At 64.0% G+C, this 16,922-nt stretch carries 16 protein-coding genes; 10 read left to right on the top strand and 6 right to left on the bottom strand.

From position 1 onward, the window contains the following. Positions 1–113: 113 nt before the first annotated feature. Positions 114–1,112, bottom strand: coding sequence for an ABC transporter permease (locus LB572_RS04365; protein WP_140803616.1), 999 nt, complete (start codon positions 1,110–1,112; stop codon positions 114–116). Between the two features lie 42 nt (positions 1,113–1,154). Next, a complete protein-coding gene (locus LB572_RS04360; protein WP_140803614.1) occupies positions 1,155–1,898 on the bottom strand; it encodes an ATP-binding cassette domain-containing protein in 744 nt (247 codons plus the stop codon). 452 nt (positions 1,899–2,350) lie between these two features. Between LB572_RS04360 and LB572_RS04355 the strand changes: the two genes are divergently transcribed. Further along, positions 2,351–3,340 (top strand): sugar-binding protein, encoded by a 990-nt coding sequence (locus LB572_RS04355; RefSeq protein WP_073985322.1) that lies wholly within the window; start codon positions 2,351–2,353, stop codon positions 3,338–3,340. A 102-nt stretch (positions 3,341–3,442) separates the two neighbouring features. Here the strand turns inward: LB572_RS04355 and LB572_RS04350 are convergent, their stop codons facing one another. Then, a complete protein-coding gene (locus LB572_RS04350) occupies positions 3,443–4,381 on the bottom strand; it encodes an NAD(P)-dependent oxidoreductase (RefSeq protein ID WP_224666849.1) in 939 nt (312 codons plus the stop codon). Between the two features lie 145 nt (positions 4,382–4,526). Between LB572_RS04350 and LB572_RS04345 the strand changes: the two genes are divergently transcribed. Both LB572_RS04345 and LB572_RS04340 read left to right on the top strand, forming a co-directional pair. Then, entirely contained in the window at positions 4,527–5,423 is an 897-nt protein-coding gene (locus LB572_RS04345) for an NAD-dependent epimerase/dehydratase family protein (protein ID WP_140803610.1), read from the top strand. Positions 5,424–5,504: 81 nt separating this feature from the next. Beyond that, positions 5,505–6,281: a FadR/GntR family transcriptional regulator gene (locus LB572_RS04340; protein ID WP_140803608.1), complete on the top strand. Its 777-nt coding sequence runs from the start codon at positions 5,505–5,507 to the stop codon at positions 6,279–6,281. A gap of 296 nt (positions 6,282–6,577) precedes the next feature. Here LB572_RS04340 and LB572_RS04335 read toward each other — a convergent pair whose 3' ends face one another. Beyond that, positions 6,578–6,865: a DUF3175 domain-containing protein gene (locus LB572_RS04335; RefSeq protein WP_140803606.1), complete on the bottom strand. Its 288-nt coding sequence runs from the start codon at positions 6,863–6,865 to the stop codon at positions 6,578–6,580. Positions 6,866–7,022: 157 nt separating this feature from the next. Here LB572_RS04335 and LB572_RS04330 point away from each other — a divergent pair, with 157 nt between their 5' ends. The 7 genes from LB572_RS04330 (at position 7,023) to LB572_RS04300 (ending at position 15,022) form a co-directional block, all read left to right on the top strand. Then, positions 7,023–8,255, top strand: a complete 1,233-nt coding sequence (locus LB572_RS04330; protein ID WP_140803604.1) for an MFS transporter — start codon at positions 7,023–7,025, stop codon at positions 8,253–8,255. A 143-nt stretch (positions 8,256–8,398) separates the two neighbouring features. Further along, on the top strand, positions 8,399–9,427 hold the full coding sequence (locus tag LB572_RS04325) for a LacI family DNA-binding transcriptional regulator (protein ID WP_224666848.1): 1,029 nt from the start codon (positions 8,399–8,401) through the stop codon (positions 9,425–9,427). Between the two features lie 341 nt (positions 9,428–9,768). Then, positions 9,769–10,896: a sugar ABC transporter substrate-binding protein gene (locus LB572_RS04320; protein WP_140803600.1), complete on the top strand. Its 1,128-nt coding sequence runs from the start codon at positions 9,769–9,771 to the stop codon at positions 10,894–10,896. Positions 10,897–10,969: 73 nt separating this feature from the next. Continuing rightward, the gene (locus tag LB572_RS04315; RefSeq protein WP_224666847.1) at positions 10,970–12,514 is read left to right on the top strand and encodes a sugar ABC transporter ATP-binding protein; all 1,545 of its coding nucleotides are present in this window, start codon (positions 10,970–10,972) and stop codon (positions 12,512–12,514) included. Next, entirely contained in the window at positions 12,511–13,491 is a 981-nt protein-coding gene (locus LB572_RS04310) for an ABC transporter permease (RefSeq protein ID WP_224666846.1), read from the top strand. The genes LB572_RS04315 and LB572_RS04310 overlap by 4 nt, the downstream gene beginning before the upstream one ends. Next, complete coding sequence (locus tag LB572_RS04305) at positions 13,488–14,474, top strand: ABC transporter permease (protein WP_140803594.1); 987 nt, start codon at positions 13,488–13,490, stop codon at positions 14,472–14,474. Before LB572_RS04310 ends, LB572_RS04305 begins: the two co-directional genes overlap by 4 nt. Before the next feature lie 44 nt (positions 14,475–14,518). After that, on the top strand, positions 14,519–15,022 hold the full coding sequence (locus LB572_RS04300; RefSeq protein ID WP_224666845.1) for a gluconokinase: 504 nt from the start codon (positions 14,519–14,521) through the stop codon (positions 15,020–15,022). Positions 15,023–15,034: 12 nt separating this feature from the next. On the opposite strand, the gene LB572_RS04295 is transcribed toward LB572_RS04300, so the two are convergent. Continuing rightward, complete coding sequence (locus LB572_RS04295) at positions 15,035–16,180, bottom strand: hypothetical protein (protein ID WP_224666844.1); 1,146 nt, start codon at positions 16,178–16,180, stop codon at positions 15,035–15,037. Between the two features lie 163 nt (positions 16,181–16,343). Beyond that, positions 16,344–16,793 (bottom strand): RrF2 family transcriptional regulator, encoded by a 450-nt coding sequence (locus tag LB572_RS04290; protein ID WP_027167615.1) that lies wholly within the window; start codon positions 16,791–16,793, stop codon positions 16,344–16,346. Positions 16,794–16,922: the final 129 nt, after the last annotated feature.

Genomic DNA, 16,922 nt, shown 5'->3' with positions numbered 1-16,922 from the left:
ATTCTCAATGCAAAAGCACGCGACGCGCGCATCGAGTTCGCAAATGCAACTTGACACCTCAGATAGTCGCTCATCCGACCGCTTCGCGGCCACCTTCCCCCACAAGGGGGGGGCTAATCGCTGCGGCGGAAATTGCGGATGCGGTCGAAGAGCACGGCCAGGATGATCGCGCCGCCGATGAAAGTGCCTTGCCAGAAGGCATTGATGCCAAGCAGGCCGAGGCTGTTGCGGATCACTTCGATCAGGGCTGCGCCGACGATGGCGCCGAAGGCGGTGCCGACGCCGCCGGCGAGGTCCGCGCCGCCGATGACGGTCGCGGCGATCACCTGCAGCTCCATGCCGTTGCCGAGATTGGTGGTGACGGCGCCGAGCCACCCGGTCTGGATGATGCCGGCGAGCCCAGCCGACAGCGCCGAGATCATGTAGACGGCGACCTTGATCTGCTTGACGGGAACGCCGGTCAGCGTCGCCGCATGCTCGTTGCCGCCGATGGCGAAGATGTGCCGGCCGAACTTGGTCCAACGCAGGGTGAAACCGGTGATCAGCCCCAGAATGATCATGTAGAGCACGGGGTTGGCGATGCCGAACACCCATGCGCCACCGCCCAATGCGAGCAGCTTCTGATGATCCGGCCCAAACTGGAAGACCACCGTGTTGTTGGAGGCGACCATGGCAAGGCTGCGCGCCACCGAAAGCATGCCGAGCGTCACGACGAAGGGCGGGAAGCCGAGATAGGCGATAAGCACGCCGTTGAAGGCGCCTACCGCAAGCGCGGTGGCGATCGACGCCAGGATGCCGATCTCGATCGAATAGCCGGCATGCATGGTGACGGCGAGCACCATCGAAGACAGGCAAAGCACCGAGCCGACCGAAAGGTCGATGCCGCCGGTGATGATGACGAAGGTCATGCCGAGCGCCACGATGGCGACGAAGGTGACGTTTCGGGTGATGTTGAAGAGGTTCTTCGAGGTGGCGAAGGAATCGGTGGCAAAGGATAGGAACAGGCAGGCGAGAATGACCGCGATCACCACCCAGAAGGTCTGGTTGGAGAATAGCCGCGACAGGAAAGTGTGCTGCTTCTGCGCGATCGTCTGGTCAAGGGTGACTGCCATTATCGACCTTTCCTGAGAGGTGGGGCGCGAGGATCAGCGCGATCACGCAACCTGTTCGATGGCGCCGGTGATCAAGCCGGTGACTTCCTCGGGCGAACTCGACGCGATCTTCTTGTCGGCGACCTTGCGGCCGCGCCGCATGACGATGACGCGGTCGGCGACGTCGAACACGTCCGGCATGCGATGGCTGATCAGCACCACGGCGATGCCCTGGTCGCGCAGGTGGCGGATCAGGTTCAGCACTTCGGCGACCTGCCTGACCGAGATCGCCGCCGTCGGCTCGTCCATCAGCACGATCTTGGCCTGCGACAGCATGGTGCGGGCAATCGCCACCGCCTGGCGCTGGCCGCCCGACATCTGCTTGACGAGGTCGCGTGGCCGCGTTTCGGATTTCAGCTCGGCAAAGAGCTGGCCGGCGCGCTTGTACATCGCACCATAGTCGAGGATACGGAACGGGCCGATGCCGCGGCGCAGCTCACGGCCGAGATAGACGTTGGCCGCGGCCGTCAGGTTGTTGCAGAGCGCCAGGTCCTGGTGGACGATCTCTATGCCGTGCTGACGCGCATCGGCGGGCTTGTGCAGGACAAGGTCTTTGCCGTCCAGGCGCATCGTGCCATGGCTCGGATGGAAGTTGCCGGCGATCATCTTGACCAGCGTCGACTTGCCGGCGCCGTTGTCGCCCATCAGGCCGACGACCTCGCCAGCCTCCAGCGAGAACGAGACGTCGTTGACCGCCTGGATGGCGCCGAAATGCTTCGAGATGTTGGCGAGTTCGAGAACCGGCACCAGCCTTAAGCCTCCCCATTTATCGCGCAGCTGCCGCCGGCCTGGCCGGCGCCGCTTGCGTCGTTGCTCCGTCCATTTCCTCCCGAACGGCGCGTTCACGCATTTAGGCAAAAGCGGACAAGGGCGTCAATCAATTGTCAGACGATTAATTTCGAGACTCGACGAAAAATCGGTTTTGTAGGACAAATAGGAATTGACGCTGGCGAAAAGCCGATATTAGCTAAGCCTCGGAGGAAGACTTTGCTCCTCGTCCGCCTGTCCGGCGGAAGGCGGGCAAATGGTTTGAAGGTCAAGGATCCGGCTGCGCCAGCATTCGGGCAAACGGATCGGCAAATGCTTATCAGCCCGGCGCAGGACGCGAACATCATGAGATGCTCGTCATGGGTCTTGTGTATCCGGGCTGATCAGTGTGGCGGGCACGCGGTGTCCGTCTGTTTCAAGGGAGGACTGATATGAGGAAAACACTTTTGCTTGCCGCCGTCGCCGCCATGGCGTTGGGCGCCGGGCCGGCTTTGGCCAAGAAACAGCTCGTCATCGTGGTAAAAGGTCTCGACAATCCGTTCTTCGAAGCCATCCATCAGGGCTGCGAGAAGTGGAACAAGGAAAACGCCAGCTCGGAATATGAATGCTTCTACACCGGCCCGGCATCGACCTCGGACGAAGCTGGCGAAGCGCAGATCGTGCAGGACATGCTGAGCAAGCCAGACACGGCGGCGATGGCGATCTCGCCGTCGAACGCACCGCTGATCGCGCAGACGATCAAGAGCGCCAATCCGTCGATCCCGATCATGACGGTCGACGCCGACCTTGCCAAGGAAGACGCAGCCCTTCGCAAGACCTATCTCGGCACCGACAACTACCTGATGGGCAAGAAGATCGGCGAGTACATCAAGAAGGCCAAGCCGAATGGCGGCACGATCTGCACCATCGAGGGCAATCCGGCGGCCGACAACATCCTGCGCCGCGCGCAAGGCATGCGCGATGCGCTGTCGGGCAAGGAAGGCCTTGCAGCCCTTGCCGGCGAAGGCGGCTGGACCGAAGTCGCCGGCTGCCCGGTGTTCACCAATGACGACGGCGCCAAGGGCGTGCAGGCGATGACCGACATCCTCGCCGCCAATCCGAAGCTCGATGCCTTCGGCATCATGGGCGGCTGGCCGCTGTTCGGCGCCCCGCAGCCTTATCGCGACCTGTTCAAGCCGATGGCCGACAAGATCGCCAAGAACGAGTTCGTCATCGGCGCCGCCGACACGATCGGCGACGAAGTGGCGATCGCCAAGGAAGGCCTGGTTACCGCGCTGGTCGGCCAGCGGCCGTTCGAAATGGGCTACAAGGCGCCTTCGGTGATGCTCGACCTCATCGGCAACAAGAAGGTCGACGATCCGGTCTTCACCGGCCTCGACGAATGCACCAAGGAAACGGCCGACACCTGCATCCAGAGGTAGGCGCAGGCTGCATCCAAAGCCAACCGTCAAAAAAGGGGCGCCCGCAAGGCGCCCCTGATTTTTCCGGCGCCCGCTTTCGCGGTCGGCCAGGGCAGGGCGCTTTCAGATTTTCTGCTTCACGCCGTCCTTCGAGGGCATCAGGTCGACGCCGTTGAGCTTGCCGATATGGGTGGCGAGCATCGGCACATACTGCTCGGCGGGACCGGCTGCGAAGGCGGTCGCAAAGGAGTTCTTGGTGGCGTTGCCGAGCGGGTTGGCGATGCTAGCCGCGCCCGCCATCGATTCCAGATAGGTCAGGTCCTTGAAGGCATTGGCGATGCTGAACTTGTGCGCGTCGCGGTCTCCCTCCAGCGTCCAGCGCATGAAGGTCTGATAGAAGCCGCAATCCATGCGGCCGTTGCGGATGACGCTGTCGAAGCGCGACGGCGAGATGCCGACCTTCTGCGCCAGCGCCAGCGCTTCCGAATAGATCGCGGCATAGCCCAGCGAGACGAAGTTGTTGAGCAGCTTCATGCGGTGGCCGTCGCCGGTGTCGCCGATATGGACAATGCGGCCGGCCCAGGTCTCGATCACCGGCTTCAGCCTGGCGAACACCGCGTCCGGCGCCCCGACCATGGCGTCGAGCGTGCCTTCCCAGGCCTCCTTGGGCGTGCGGCTGAGCGGCGCATCGACATAGTCGACGCCGAGCGCCTTGAGCTCGGCGCCCAGGGCCACGGTCGAGACCGGATCGGAGGTCGAGCAATCGACGACGACAGAGCCTTGCTTCAGGCCTTCCTTCAGTCCGCCGGGGCCGCGGACGATCGCCTCCACCTCGCGCGAGCCGGTGACGCAGATGAAGACGATGTCGGAGGCAGCAGCTACTTCCCTGGATGTAGCAAGTTCCCTGGCGCCGCGGCCAGCCAGGTCTTCGGCGGGCTTGCGGTTCTTGCGGCCGAGGAAGGTCAGCGGATAGCCCTTGTCGACGATGTTCTTGGCGATGCCGTGCCCCATCAGGCCAAGGCCGATGAAACCGATGTTTTCGCGGGCAGCGGTGGTGCTCATGTCGTCTCTTCCCTGTCTTTCGTGGTGATGAGCCCGCGCGGCGGGCGATTGTCGAGGAGGTTTCCGCGGATCGCGGTAGCGGGCGGTTGCGGATTGCCATATTGTCTGACAATACACATAATTCCCGAGCGTTGTGGAGAGCAAAATGACGAAGCGGATCATGTTCACCGGCGGCAGCGGCAAGGCAGGCCGGCATGTCGTTCAGTATCTGGTCGAACATGGCTGCCAGGTGCTCAACATCGACACCAAGCCGCTCGACAATCCGAAGGTGCGCACGCTGATCACCGACATCGCCGACAGCGGCCAGGTTTTCAACGCGCTGTCGAGCTATATGGGCCTGCACGAGTTCGACCCGTCGCTGAGAGCCCAGCCGGTCGACGCCGTGGTGCATTTCGCCGCCATCCCGCGCATCATGATCACGCCGGACAACGAGGTGTTCCGCATCAACGCGATGGGCACCTATAATGTCATCGAAGCGGCGGTTAAGCTCGGCATCCGCAAGGTCGTCATCGCCTCTTCGGAGACGACCTACGGCCTGGTCTTCGCCAACGAGCCGCGCAATCCCACGCATTTCCCGCTCGACGAGGCATATGACGTCGACCCGATGGACTCTTACGCGCTGTCCAAGATCGTCAACGAGAAGACGGCAAGGGCCTTCTCGCTGCGCAGCGGCGCCGACATCTATGCGCTGCGCATCGGCAACGTCATCGAGCCGCATGAATATTCGCTGTTCCCGAAATGGTTCGCCGATCCCGGCTTCCGCAAGCGCATCGCCTGGAGCTACATCGACGCGCGCGATCTTGGCCAGATCACTTTGCGCGCCATCGAGAAAGATGGCCTGGGCTTCCAGGTGTTCAACGCTGCCAATGATGATACCTCGTCGGACCTGCCGACGGCGGAGCTGTTGAAGCGGTTCTATCCGGGCGTGCCGGTCAAGGCCGAGCTCGGCGAATATGAGACCCTGCTTTCGAACCGCAAGGCGCGCGACGTGCTCGGCTTCCGGCCCGAGCACAGCTGGCGCAAATATGTCAAAACAGCGTGAGGCGGCGCCAAATGCCGGTTGAGCTGTGCACATCCATGCACGTTGCTTGACAGCCTCTCAAAAGCGGATTTTCTGGATCATATGCGGGACGCGAAGCCGAACAACGAAAAAAAGCCGACGAAGGCGGCAGCCACGGAGCGTCCGGCCGGCGTTCGCCGGGCCAATGCGCCGCGTATTCCGGGCGCCAGCGTGCACACGTCCTTGGCCGGCGAGATCGGGCTGAGGATCGTGCGCGGCGACTATCCGCCAGGCACCATCCTGCCCAACGAAGCGAAATGGTCGGAGACCTTCGACGTCAGCCGCTCGGCGGTGCGCGAGGCGATCAAGATGCTGATGGCAAAGAGCCTGCTGGCGTCGCGGCCGAAGATCGGCAGCTGGGTCGAACCGAAAGAACGCTGGAATCTGCTCGACCGCGATGTGCTGTCCTGGTACGCGACATCGCCGGATCGCGTGGTTTTCCTGAGGACGGTGCAGGAATTCCGCCATATCATCGAGCCGGAAGCCACCGCCTTCGCGGCGCTGCGGCGCACCGACGAGCAGATGGCCGAGATCAGCCAGGCCTGCCGCGAGATGGGCGAGGCGACCAGCCTTCAGGAGCGCACCCGCGCCGACACGCGCTTCCATCTCGCCATCCTCAGGGCCTCCGGCAACGACCTTTTGGTGCCGCTCGGCGTGCTGATCGAATCCGCCTTCGACCATCTCTTCACCTACACGACGCGCGAACTGGACGATCTGCAGCACGCCCAGAAGCTGCATGAGGCGATCGAGCGGAACATCCGCCTGAAGCGGCCGGATGCGGCGCGCAACGCTGTCCGCAAGCTGCTCGCCAACACCGACGAAGTGATCCACTCGCGCTAAGGCCTTGTACCGGGCCAGTTCTCCAGCACAAAAACTTTGCCCGCTGCCCATGCGTGCATTGGCAGATCCCATGCCTTGGCGATTGGCCAAGACGCCTGTCGAGGTCGTCATCCACGGGCGGAACAAGGAGCCAAGCGACGCGCGCAGACCCAGGAATGACGAGGTCAGGAGCCTTCAGCTCATCGCCAGCGTTTGCGCTGACTACCCTAACGGACGTTGATAGCCTTGCCCGACAGGCCTGCGATCTTTCCAGATCCCTGTGTTGAGGACCTAGTGCCAGCCGCTCTCAGCAACCCTCAATCCTGCTTTTCGCGGCCGAAGGCGACGCGCAGCTCGTCCTTCGCCTTTTCCAGCACTTTCTTGCGCTCTTCGGGCAGGTTGCTGCCGGCGCGGTTGATGTAGAAATTCAACATCGACATAGCGGATTGGAACGGCTCGGCCTTGCGGCGGTCGCTGTGCTCGGCCGAGCGCTTCAGCGAAGCGGCGATCTTCCTGGCGTCGTCGGATTCGAAGACATGATCCTCGAGATCCATCGCATCGCTGTGTTCGGTCACGTCGGCCGACCATTTTTTCCTGGCGGTCATGGCGAACTCCTTCCTTCAGGCAAAAACGCCATGAGGGGAGGCGGGTTCCGGTTTCTGGAGCCACGGATTTGCCAGCCGTGGCGCTGCTCGGCTCGGCAAATGCGCCGATAGTGCGCTCAAACACGCGATTTTGAAGAAATCGCGGACAGGAGACGCCGTGACGACAGTTCCAGCAAACGCGGCAAACAACGCCGGCATCGACAGCTTCTATGCATGGACGCGGCTTGGCATTTCCCTGCTGCTGGCCACGATCGGCGGGGTCGGCACCTGGGCGGTGGTCGTGGTCCTGCCCGCGGTGCAGGCCGAATTCGGCGTCGACCGCGCCGCCGCGTCGATGCCCTATACCGCGACGATGGTGGGATTTGCCGCCGGCAATGCGGTCATCGGGCGCGCCATCGACCGCTTCGGATATTGGTTGCCGGCACTCGCCGCTTCGCTCGCGCTTGGCGCGGGGTTTCTGTCGGCGTCGCTCGCCAGTTCGATCCTCGGCGTCACGCTTGCCCAAGGACTGCTGATCGGTGTCGGCTGTTCGGCGATCTTCGGGCCGCTGATCGCCGACGTCTCGCACTGGTTCAACCGCCGCCGGGGCGTCGCGGTGACGGTGGCGGCGTCAGGCAATTATATTGCCGGGGCGATCTGGCCGACGATCATGCCTTATACGATGCAAGGCCATGGCTGGCGCTTCACCTACGCGGCGATCGGGGTCGTTTGCCTCGTCACCATGGTGCCGCTGGTCCTGATGTTGCGCCGGCGCGCGCCGCATGAAGGTGCCTCCGGCGCGCCGCGCGGACGGCCGGTGCAGCCGATCTCGCTGTCGCCTTCGCAACTGCAGGTCCTGCTGGTGATCGCCGGCTTCGGCTGCTGCATGGCGATGTCGATGCCGCAGGTGCATATCGTCGCCTATTGCATGGATCTCGGCTACGGCGTCGCGCATGGCGCCGACATGCTGTCGATCATGCTGGCGGCCGGGGTGATCAGCCGCATCGGCTCAGGCTTCCTCGCCGATCGCATCGGCGCGGTGAAGACGCTGCTGATCGGCTCGGCGCTGCAGTGCCTGTCGCTGCTCTTCTACATCCCCTTCGACGGGCTTGCCTCGCTCTATGTCGTTTCGCTGGTGTTCGGCCTGTCGCAAGGCGGGATCGTGCCCTGCTACGCCATCATCGTGCGCGACTATATGCCGGCAAAGGAAGCCGGCCAGCGCGTCGGCATCGTCCTGATGGCGACGATCTTCGGCATGGCGGTGGGCGGCTGGATGTCGGGCTGGATCTACGACCTCACCGGATCCTACGCCGCCGCCTTCCTGAACGGGATCGGCTGGAACCTCGTCAATCTCGGAGCCATCGTGCTTTTGATGTGGAAAGCCAACCGCAGCACAGCAGCGATCGCCTGACGCGCCTAGGGCGCCGACGTCGGCTTGCTTGACAACGGTTGAGGCATGCGCGACGCCAACGGGCAAAGTTGGCTTGGTGGCGCGATGACACGGATGCCGATCCCGATGTTGCGGCTGCGCATCGACGATGGGGGAACAGGGCTTTGACCAAGCCGCGCTCCCGCCGTGGCGGCGGCCGTCCGACCATTGCCGACGTGGCGCGCAAGGCCGGTGTCGGCGCGATCACCGTATCGCGGGCGTTGCGTGAGCCCGAGCGGGTGTCGGAGGATCTGCGACGGCAGATACAGGCCGCGGTCGACGAGCTCGGCTACGTGCCCGACCCGAATGCCCGCGCGCTTGCCTCGGCGCGCGCCGAGGTGTTCGGCGTGCTGGTGCCTTCGCTGACCAACAACGTCTTCGCCGAAGTGGTGCGCGGCATCTATGACAGTCTTTCCGACAGTCCGTTCCGCATCCAGATCGGCAACACCCATTATTCGGGCCTCGAGGAAGAGCGGCTGCTGCAGGTTTTCGGATCGCAACGCCCCGCGGCGCTGATCGTGGCCGGCGTCGACCAGACCCCCAGCGCACGACGGCTGCTGGAGAATGCCGGCTGCCCGGTGGTGCAGGTGATGGAGACCGGGCCGGACCCGGTCGACATGATGGTCGGCTTCTCGCATTTCGACGGCGGCAGGACGGCCGCCGAGCACCTCCTGCAAGCCGGATATCGCAAGATCGGCTTTATCGGCGCGCGGATGGACCCGCGCTCGCAGCGGCGCCTTGCCGGCTACCGCGCCGCCATGGAGGCCGCCGGCCTGTTCGATCCGCGGCTGATCACCACCACGCCGGTGCCGTCAAGCGTGACGCTCGGGCGCGAATTGTTCCGCGACGCGCTGGCCAAGATGCCGACGCTCGACGGCGTGTTCTGCAACAATGACGATATCGCGCTCGGCGTTCTGTTCGAATGCCATCGCGCTTCCATCGATGTGCCCAAGCAGATCGGCATTGCCGGCTTCAACGATCTCGACATGATGCAGGTGTCGTTTCCCTCGATCACCAGCGTGCGGACGCATCGCTATGAAATCGGCACCCGCGCCGTCGCCATGGCGCTGGCGGCGATCGCCGGAAACCGGCCGGAACAGCGGATCGTCGATCTCGGTTTCGAGCTCATGCGGCGCGAGAGCACCGCGCGTTAGGGCGTAATTTCGTTGAATCGCCATAACGCTCTAACTCTTTGTTGGAGCATGAACACGGAAAAATGACGAAAGCGGCGCTTTACAGCCCTGCATGGTAGCGCTACCATTTGTCTGTAAAATCAACATCCGGCAAAGTTCAGACCTGTTTATTATACATAAGCAACAGCTCAAGCTTGTTTATTATGTATAATATGATAGTTTTCTGACCGTCCCGGAGGGTGAGGGAAGAGGAGAAGGCAGGGCGGTCCACGTCGCCCGGCAAGCATCTCGGTTCGGCAGGAGGGTGCCGCCGAGCGTGTCAGGACTTCATTCAGCAGATCTGCAAATTGGGAGGAATACCGATGATCAAGTCACTCGTTGGCGGCGTCGTTGCCGCCACTGCGTTCGTCATGCTCCATTCGGCCGCCATGGCCGCCGGACCGGAAGTCGTCTCCGGCCCCGCCGCGCAGCCGGACTGCTTCGCGCCATGGTCGGCGGACACTAAGTTCTTCAAGTTCCCCAAGAAGGAGGGCCCGTTCCGGATCGCCTTCTCCAACGGCTATATCGCCAACACATGGCGCATCCAGATGGTGCAGACGGCAAAGGCTTATGCGGCGCAGCCGGACGTGAAGGCCAAGATCAAGGAATTCAAGGTCGTCTCGACCGGCGAGGACGTTCCGGCGCAGATCTCGGCGATCAACAACTTCATCGATTCCGGCTATGACGCGATCGTCACCGACGCGCAGAACCCGACCGCTTTCGGTCCGGTCATCAAGCGCGCCAAGGAAGCCGGCATCGTGCTGGTCGCCTTCGACAACATCCTCGACACCAAGGACGCCATCAACGTCAACGTGGACCAGAAGGGCCTTGGCGAGTTGTGGGCCAAGTGGCTGGTCGACAAGGTGCCGAACGGCGGCAAGATCCTCGAAGTGCGCGGCGTCGCCGGCACCTCGGTCGATACCGACCGCCACAACGGCATCCATGAGGTGCTGGATGCTTCCGGCAAGAAGTGGGACGTCACCGAGGTCGCCGGCAAGTGGGATGACGGCGTGGCGCAGAAGGTGACCGCCGACGCAATTGCCACCAACGGTCCGTTCGACGGCATCACCGGCCAGGGCGGCGACACCGGCATCGTCCAGGCGATGATGGATGCCAAGCATCCCTTCGTGCCATTCGGCGGCGAAACCGAGAACGGCTTCCGCAAATTCTGCGCGGCACATTCGGCCGACGGCCTGAAGTGCACCTCCGCCGGCTCCGGCCCGGCACAGGTTGCCGTCGCCATCAAGACCGCGATCGCGGCGCTTGAAGGCGAGGTGGTGCCGCAGGAAATCAAGCTGCCGCTGGCGATCGCCTCGGATCCGAGCATGAAGGAAGGCACCGATTATTTCCCGAAGGAATCCGACAATTTCTTCGTCGGCAACTCCTTCCCGACCTGCGGCATCAATTTCAGCGCGCAGGAAATCATGGGCCAGACCAAGGCGGACCAGTAAGCTTCCAAATCGATGACCTGGCGCCGCGGATCAGCCGCGGCGCCGCCTCATGCAGATATCACCTGGAGGCTCAATGGACGGTGCGGTCCCGCTCTTCCGCATGGAAGGCATATCCAAGCGCTATGGCGGCGTAAGGGCCTTGGAAAAGGCCGATCTTGAAGTTACCGCCGGCAGCATCCACGCCATTCTCGGTGAGAACGGCGCCGGCAAGTCGACGCTGATCAAGACCATGGCGGGCGTCGTGGCGCCCGACGAAGGCCGCATGACGCTGGACGGGCGCGAGGTGAGTTTCGCCTCGCCGGCCGCCGCCAACCAGGCCGGCATCGTCTGCATCTTCCAGGAACTTTCGCTCGTCCCGGAATTGAGCGTCGCCGACAACATCGTCATTTCCGATCCGCCGAAGCGCTTCGGCATGATCGACCGCAAGGCGCAGCGGCAGATCGCTGAAGAAGCGCTGGCACGCGCCGGCGCTTCCGACATCCATCCGCGCGCCCTGGTCAAGGACCTGCCGCTGTCGCGCCGGCAGATGGTGGAGATCGCCAAGGCGCTGGCCCGCAAGCCGCGCATCCTGATCCTCGACGAAGCGACCTCGGCGCTGACGGCGGCGGATGTCGCCAAGGTCTTCGAGGTGCTGAAGCGGCTGCGCGCGGAAGGACTGGCGCTGCTCTACATCTCGCACCGCATGAACGAGATCGCCGAGCTCGCCGACCATTGCACGGTGTTCCGCAACGGCCGCAACGTCGCGAGCTACCCGGCCGGATCGAAGAGCGACAATGAAGTGGTCGAGCTGATGATCGGCCGCGAATACAGCCACATCTTCCCGCCGAAACCCGTCGCCGCTCCGGCCGCCACGCCGGTGCTCGAAGCGCGCAATCTCTCCTGGGCCGACCGGCTGGACAATATTTCGCTGAGCGTCAAGGCCGGCGAGGTCGTCGGCCTGGGCGGTCTCGACGGGCAGGGGCAGCGCGAATTGCTGCTTGCCTTTTTCGGCGTGCTGCGCGGCCTGCGCGGCGAGGTGCTGATCGACGGCAAGCCGGCTTCCATCTCCAGCCCGCGCGCCGCCAGCGACGACCGCGTCGGCATGGCGCTGATCCCCGAGGATCGCAAGACCGAGGGGTTGATGCTGCCGATGACGGTGCGCGAAAACCTCTCCTTCGCGGCCCTCGACCGGCTGGCCAAGGGCGGCATCATCGATCGCGCCGCCGAGCAGCGCCTGATCGACGACATGGTCGGACTGCTGGCGATCAAAACGGCGGGGCTCGACATTCCCGTCGGCGCGCTCTCGGGCGGTAACCAGCAGAAAGTCGTCATCGCCAAATGGCTGATGCGGCAACCGCGCATCATCCTTCTCAACGATCCGACGCGCGGCATCGATGTCGGCACCAAGCAGGAGATCTACCAATTGATGCGCAAGCTGGCGGATGCCGGCGCCGCCATCCTGTTCTATTCGACCGATTATGACGAACTGATCGGCTGCTGCGACCGCGTGCTCGTGCTCTATGATGGCAGCGTCAAGCGCGAGCTCGTCGGCGCCGACATCACCGAGCACGCGCTGATCGCCAGCGCGCTCAACATCCACGGCGATGGCGCCGACATGAAGCAGGGAGCGGGCGCGTGAAGGATTGGCGCTACTTACTGGCCGAGCAGCGCGGGACGCTGCTGGCGCTCGGCATCTTCATCGTCATGTTCATCATCTACACGACGAACCATCCCGCGGGGTTCACCGCCAATGTCGTGCAGACAGCAGCCAACAAGGGCGTGCTTCTGGCCTTCGTCGCCATGGCGCAGACGCTGGTGGTGATCACCGCCGGCATCGACCTGTCGGTCGGCATGATCCTGCTCCTCACCAACTGCCTGGCGTCCTGGCTGGTGGTCGGCACGCCGCTGGAGACCACGCTCGGCGTGATCGCGGTCCTGGCGGCGGGGCTGGTCTGCGGGGCGATCAACGGCGCCATCGTCATCTATGGACGCCTACAGCCGATCGTCGCCACCATTGCCACGGGTGCCGTCTATTACGGCATTGGTCTTTTGCTGCGGCCGTTTCCGGGCGGATCGGTCAATGAGGACCTGGCCGACGCGCTGACGGGAAAGCTGTTCGACGTGATCCCGACCTCGCTGGTCGCGCTCTTGATCGTCGTGCTGGTCGTCTGGGTGCCGTTCAGCCGCTCGGAGTTCGGCCGCGCGGCTTACGCCGCGGGCTCGTCGGAAACGGCAGCCTATATGTCCGGCGTGCCGATCCGGCGCGGCAAGTTCATCGCCTATGCGCTGGCAGGCCTGCTGGCCTCGGTCGGCGGCCTGTTCCTGACCTTTTTCACTTATACGGGCGAGGCGGCCTATGCGAGCGGCAACGCCTACACGCTGTTCTCGATCGCGGCCGTCGTGCTTGGCGGGGTGTCGCTGTTCGGTGGCAAGGGCAGCGCCATCGGCGCGATCTTCGGCGCGCTTGCCTTCCGCACCATCGGCGACCTGTTGTTCGTCTTCGACTTCGATCCACTCTGGCAGCCGCTGTTCCAGGGCGTTATCCTGTTGATCGCGGTCAGCCTCGGCGCTTTCGCGCTGTTTCGGGTGCGCAACCGGTTGGAGTGGTTCCTGTGAGCGAAACGACGCTTGGCGGCATCGCCGGCCGCATGCCGAAATTCATCCGCCGCGCCGATCCGGCGGTGCTCACGGCCTTTGCCTGCATCGTGATCCTGCTCCTGCTCGGCAGCCTCTATTCGCGCAGCTTCCTTTCGCCGGAATATCTGCTGCAGCAGTTGAAGGTCGCGTCCTTCCTCGGCGTCATCGCCACAGGCATGATGCTGGTCATCCTGCTTGGCCAGATCGACCTCTCCGTGCCATGGGCCGTGGCCGCCGGCGCGATGATGGCCTGCGCGGCGGCCGCCTACGGGCCGGTCGGCGTTGCTCTCGCCATCCCATTCGGCGTCCTGTGCGGCGTGGCGATCGGCGTCGTCAACGGCATCGGTGTCGCCTATCTGCGCATCCCCTCGATGATCATCACTTTGGCCACCAACGCCGTCGCGCAAGGGCTGATGGTGGTCTACACTGGCGGCTTCTCGCCGCAGGATTCGGCGACGGCGGCGATGCGCTATCTCGCCACCGGCTTCACCATTCCTGGCGTTCCCAACGCCGTCATCATCTGGGCGCTGATCGGCGCCGCGATGGTCTTCGTGCTGACCCGCACCAGCTTCGGCCGCGCCGTCTACGGTATCGGCAATCGCGAGCGCGCCGCCTACCTTTCCGGCATCGACACGCGCCGTATCGTGCTGATCGCCTTCGCCGTCTCCGGCGGGCTGTCGGCCTTTGGCGGCGTGCTTCTGGCCGGCTATGCATCCAAGGCGGCGCAGTCGATGGGCGATGCCTATCTCCTGCCGTCGATCGCCGCCGTCGTGCTGGGCGGCACGTCGATCCTGGGCGGGCGTGGCTCCTATCTGGGCACCGTGGCCGGCGTGATCCTGATCACGCTGTTGCAATCCATCCTCTCGGTCATGCAGATGCCGGAAGCGGGGCGGCAGATCATCTATGGGGTCGTCATCGTCGCCATGCTTCTGCTCTACGGGCGCGCGCCGGCAAGCCGCTGACCGTGGATGAGGCGAGGGCAAGACCACAGATCCCGGCGCTTCGCATGAACGATCTTCGGACGGCGCCGGCCATCGTCGTGATGGGTGTTGCCGGTTGCGGCAAGACGGCCGTCGGCGAGGCGCTCGCCAAGGCGTTGGGCGCCGACTTCATCGAAGGAGACCGGTTGCATCCGCCGGAGAATGTCGCGCGCATGGCGCGCGGCGAGCCGCTGACGGATACGTTGCGCGCGGGCTGGCTCGACGCCATAGGCGAGCGTATCGCGACCTCCGTTGCCGATGGACGAAAGGCGGTGGCGGCGTGCTCGGCGCTGAAGCGCGCCTACCGAGACCGGCTGAGCCGCTTCTGCCCCGGCACGGTCTTCCTCTATCTGAAGATCGATCGCGAGACCGCCTGGCGCCGGGTCGCCAACCGCAAGGCCCATTTCATGCCGGCAAGCCTGGTCGACAGCCAGTTCGCCACGCTAGAAGAGCCTGCGGTCGACGAACGGGCCGTGACGGTCGACGGAACGCGAAGTGTTGCCGGGATCCTAAAAGCGGTCGTCAGCTAGGTCAGTTGGTATTCATGCGCCGTCGTTGCCGATCGCGGCCTCGGTTGGCCGCTCGGTCAGCCGCACGGCGCTCGACCAGGCCATCATCTGCTCCGGACAGAGTCCGAGCGTTTCGAGCATATGGTCGCGCTTCGACAGGATGTATCGCGCCTGGACAGCGAGGTTCTTCGCCGCCGTGTCTCTTGCCGGCGAAGCCGACGCCTGCGGACCCGCGCTCAGCTCGCTGACGATCGACCGATACTGGCGAAAAGGCACCGTCTCGATGGTCGCCATGTGGAACAGCGCGGCACCCGCGCGCGCGGCGAAGTTTGCCGGCGCCGAGGCGAGGTGGGTCCAGCCGCGCTCGCCCATGGCGGCCTCGGTGAAGGCGGAGCCGGCATAGGCGGTGTTGGTCATCAGCACAACGCCGTTTGCCTTCAGGGTTTTCTGGATGCGCGTGGTCACCTGATAGGCGTCGGTGCGCTCAAAGACGATCCGGCTTTTCAGGAAGCGGTTCTCTACCTTGACCAATGGCGGGTTGATCACGCGGTAGCCGAATTGGCTCGGCGAGAAGCCGTGATACTGCGCGCTCACCTGATGGGCATCGACGCCCGCCTCATGCAGGGCGCGCTTGCCCATGATCGTCTGCGCCGTGAACTGGTCGCACCATACGATCGCGCCGCGCCCGTTGCGCAAGGCTTGTTGCAGCGCTTCGAGGCCTTCCAGCCGGATCGCCGGCGACCAGCGCCAGCCGGCGACGAGATGCGCCGCAAGCGTCAGCCGCCTGCGGTGAACGGCGGTGAGTTGCGCCTCGAACATGCTTTTCGTGTCGGCGGCATTGCCGAGCACGGCCTTCACCGCGATGTCGTAGCGGGCAAATTCCTTGCGAAAGTGGCGCTTGCGCCTGAGCCCGGACACCCAGCCGCAGATGGGTCCCCACCAGGACACCGGCAGCATCGCCGCTACGCCGAGATAGAAACAGGAAAGCAGGCTCTCGCGCAGATCCCGATTGGTGAAGCGGCGCAGTTTTCCGGGGCGGATAACCTTGCGGCTGAAGAAACGAACCGACTCGTTGCGCTCCGGCACCGGAACGTCGGCAGTGATCTCGGTGTGATAGAGGTCGTTCGACGTCGGTTGCCGGCTGGCCCTGCGGGAATTGCCAAGCCAAGGCAGCCTCATGCGTCAGAGCCCTGTTTCATCCTGCCAGCCGCTTTACTGCGTCCGCCGTAGACTGGCAACCGAGGGCGACAAGGCCGGCGGGCGACTTGTCGCTGGGCGCAATTGCGGACGGAAGGCTGAGGCGAAGGGCGGAACCCGGCCGCTACCGCTTGCTCGAATTGCCTCAAATCTGAGAGGTGAGCTCCGCTGGAAAATCGTCGTTGTCGGCGTCGCGCATGGCGGCGAGGCTGCGGTTGTCGAGCACCTCGGCGATCGCCTGGCGCACTTCCAGCATCATGTGGCGGACCTGGCAGGTGGCCTCGTCGCAATCCTCGCAGCGCTGGTATTGCGTGCGGCTGGCGCAGGGGATCGGCGCCAGCGGGCCGTCGAGCACGCGCACGACATGGCCGATCTTGATCTCGGAAGCAGGCCGGGCGAGGCGGTAGCCGCCTTCCTTGCCTTTGCGGCTCTGGACGAAACCGGCATTGCGCAACTCGCCCAGAATCGCATCCAGGAATTTCTTCGGGATGTTGTTGGCGACAGCGATGTCGTTGACGAATGCAAGCTGGCCAGCCGGCAGGCTGGAAAGATGCACGAGGGCCTTGAGGCCGTATTTGCCTTTTTTGGTCAGCATGCCCGATTCAGTCCATCAAACCCCAATGCGCCTGCATCTGGCGGTTGTTTGTGTGCAAATCATGACAGTTGACCGCCTGGCCCAACAATTTGCCCGGCAGCTTAGGCACAAACGCGTTGATTCTTCGTA

Source organism: Mesorhizobium sp. BH1-1-5, assembly GCF_020165615.1.
GTDB lineage: Bacteria > Pseudomonadota > Alphaproteobacteria > Rhizobiales > Rhizobiaceae > Mesorhizobium.
The sequence above is the reverse complement of the archived record's forward strand: the minus strand, read 5'-3'. Positions and strand labels throughout refer to the sequence as shown.

Excerpts from the sequence above, each read along its gene's own strand:
- LB572_RS04365 (WP_140803616.1), bottom strand. The coding sequence starts at position 1,112 with ATGGCAGTCACCCTTGACCAGACGATCGCGCAGAAGCAGCACACTTTC.
- LB572_RS04355 (WP_073985322.1), top strand. The coding sequence starts at position 2,351 with ATGAGGAAAACACTTTTGCTTGCCGCCGTCGCCGCCATGGCGTTGGGC.
- LB572_RS04340 (WP_140803608.1), top strand. The coding sequence starts at position 5,505 with ATGCGGGACGCGAAGCCGAACAACGAAAAAAAGCCGACGAAGGCGGCA.
- LB572_RS04345 (WP_140803610.1), top strand. The coding sequence starts at position 4,527 with ATGACGAAGCGGATCATGTTCACCGGCGGCAGCGGCAAGGCAGGCCGG.
- LB572_RS04295 (WP_224666844.1), bottom strand. The coding sequence starts at position 16,180 with ATGAGGCTGCCTTGGCTTGGCAATTCCCGCAGGGCCAGCCGGCAACCG.
- LB572_RS04290 (WP_027167615.1), bottom strand. The coding sequence starts at position 16,793 with ATGCTGACCAAAAAAGGCAAATACGGCCTCAAGGCCCTCGTGCATCTT.
- LB572_RS04335 (WP_140803606.1), bottom strand. The coding sequence starts at position 6,865 with ATGACCGCCAGGAAAAAATGGTCGGCCGACGTGACCGAACACAGCGAT.
- LB572_RS04350 (WP_224666849.1), bottom strand. The coding sequence starts at position 4,381 with ATGAGCACCACCGCTGCCCGCGAAAACATCGGTTTCATCGGCCTTGGC.
- LB572_RS04300 (WP_224666845.1), top strand. The coding sequence starts at position 14,519 with ATGAACGATCTTCGGACGGCGCCGGCCATCGTCGTGATGGGTGTTGCC.
- LB572_RS04315 (WP_224666847.1), top strand. The coding sequence starts at position 10,970 with ATGGACGGTGCGGTCCCGCTCTTCCGCATGGAAGGCATATCCAAGCGC.
- LB572_RS04320 (WP_140803600.1), top strand. The coding sequence starts at position 9,769 with ATGATCAAGTCACTCGTTGGCGGCGTCGTTGCCGCCACTGCGTTCGTC.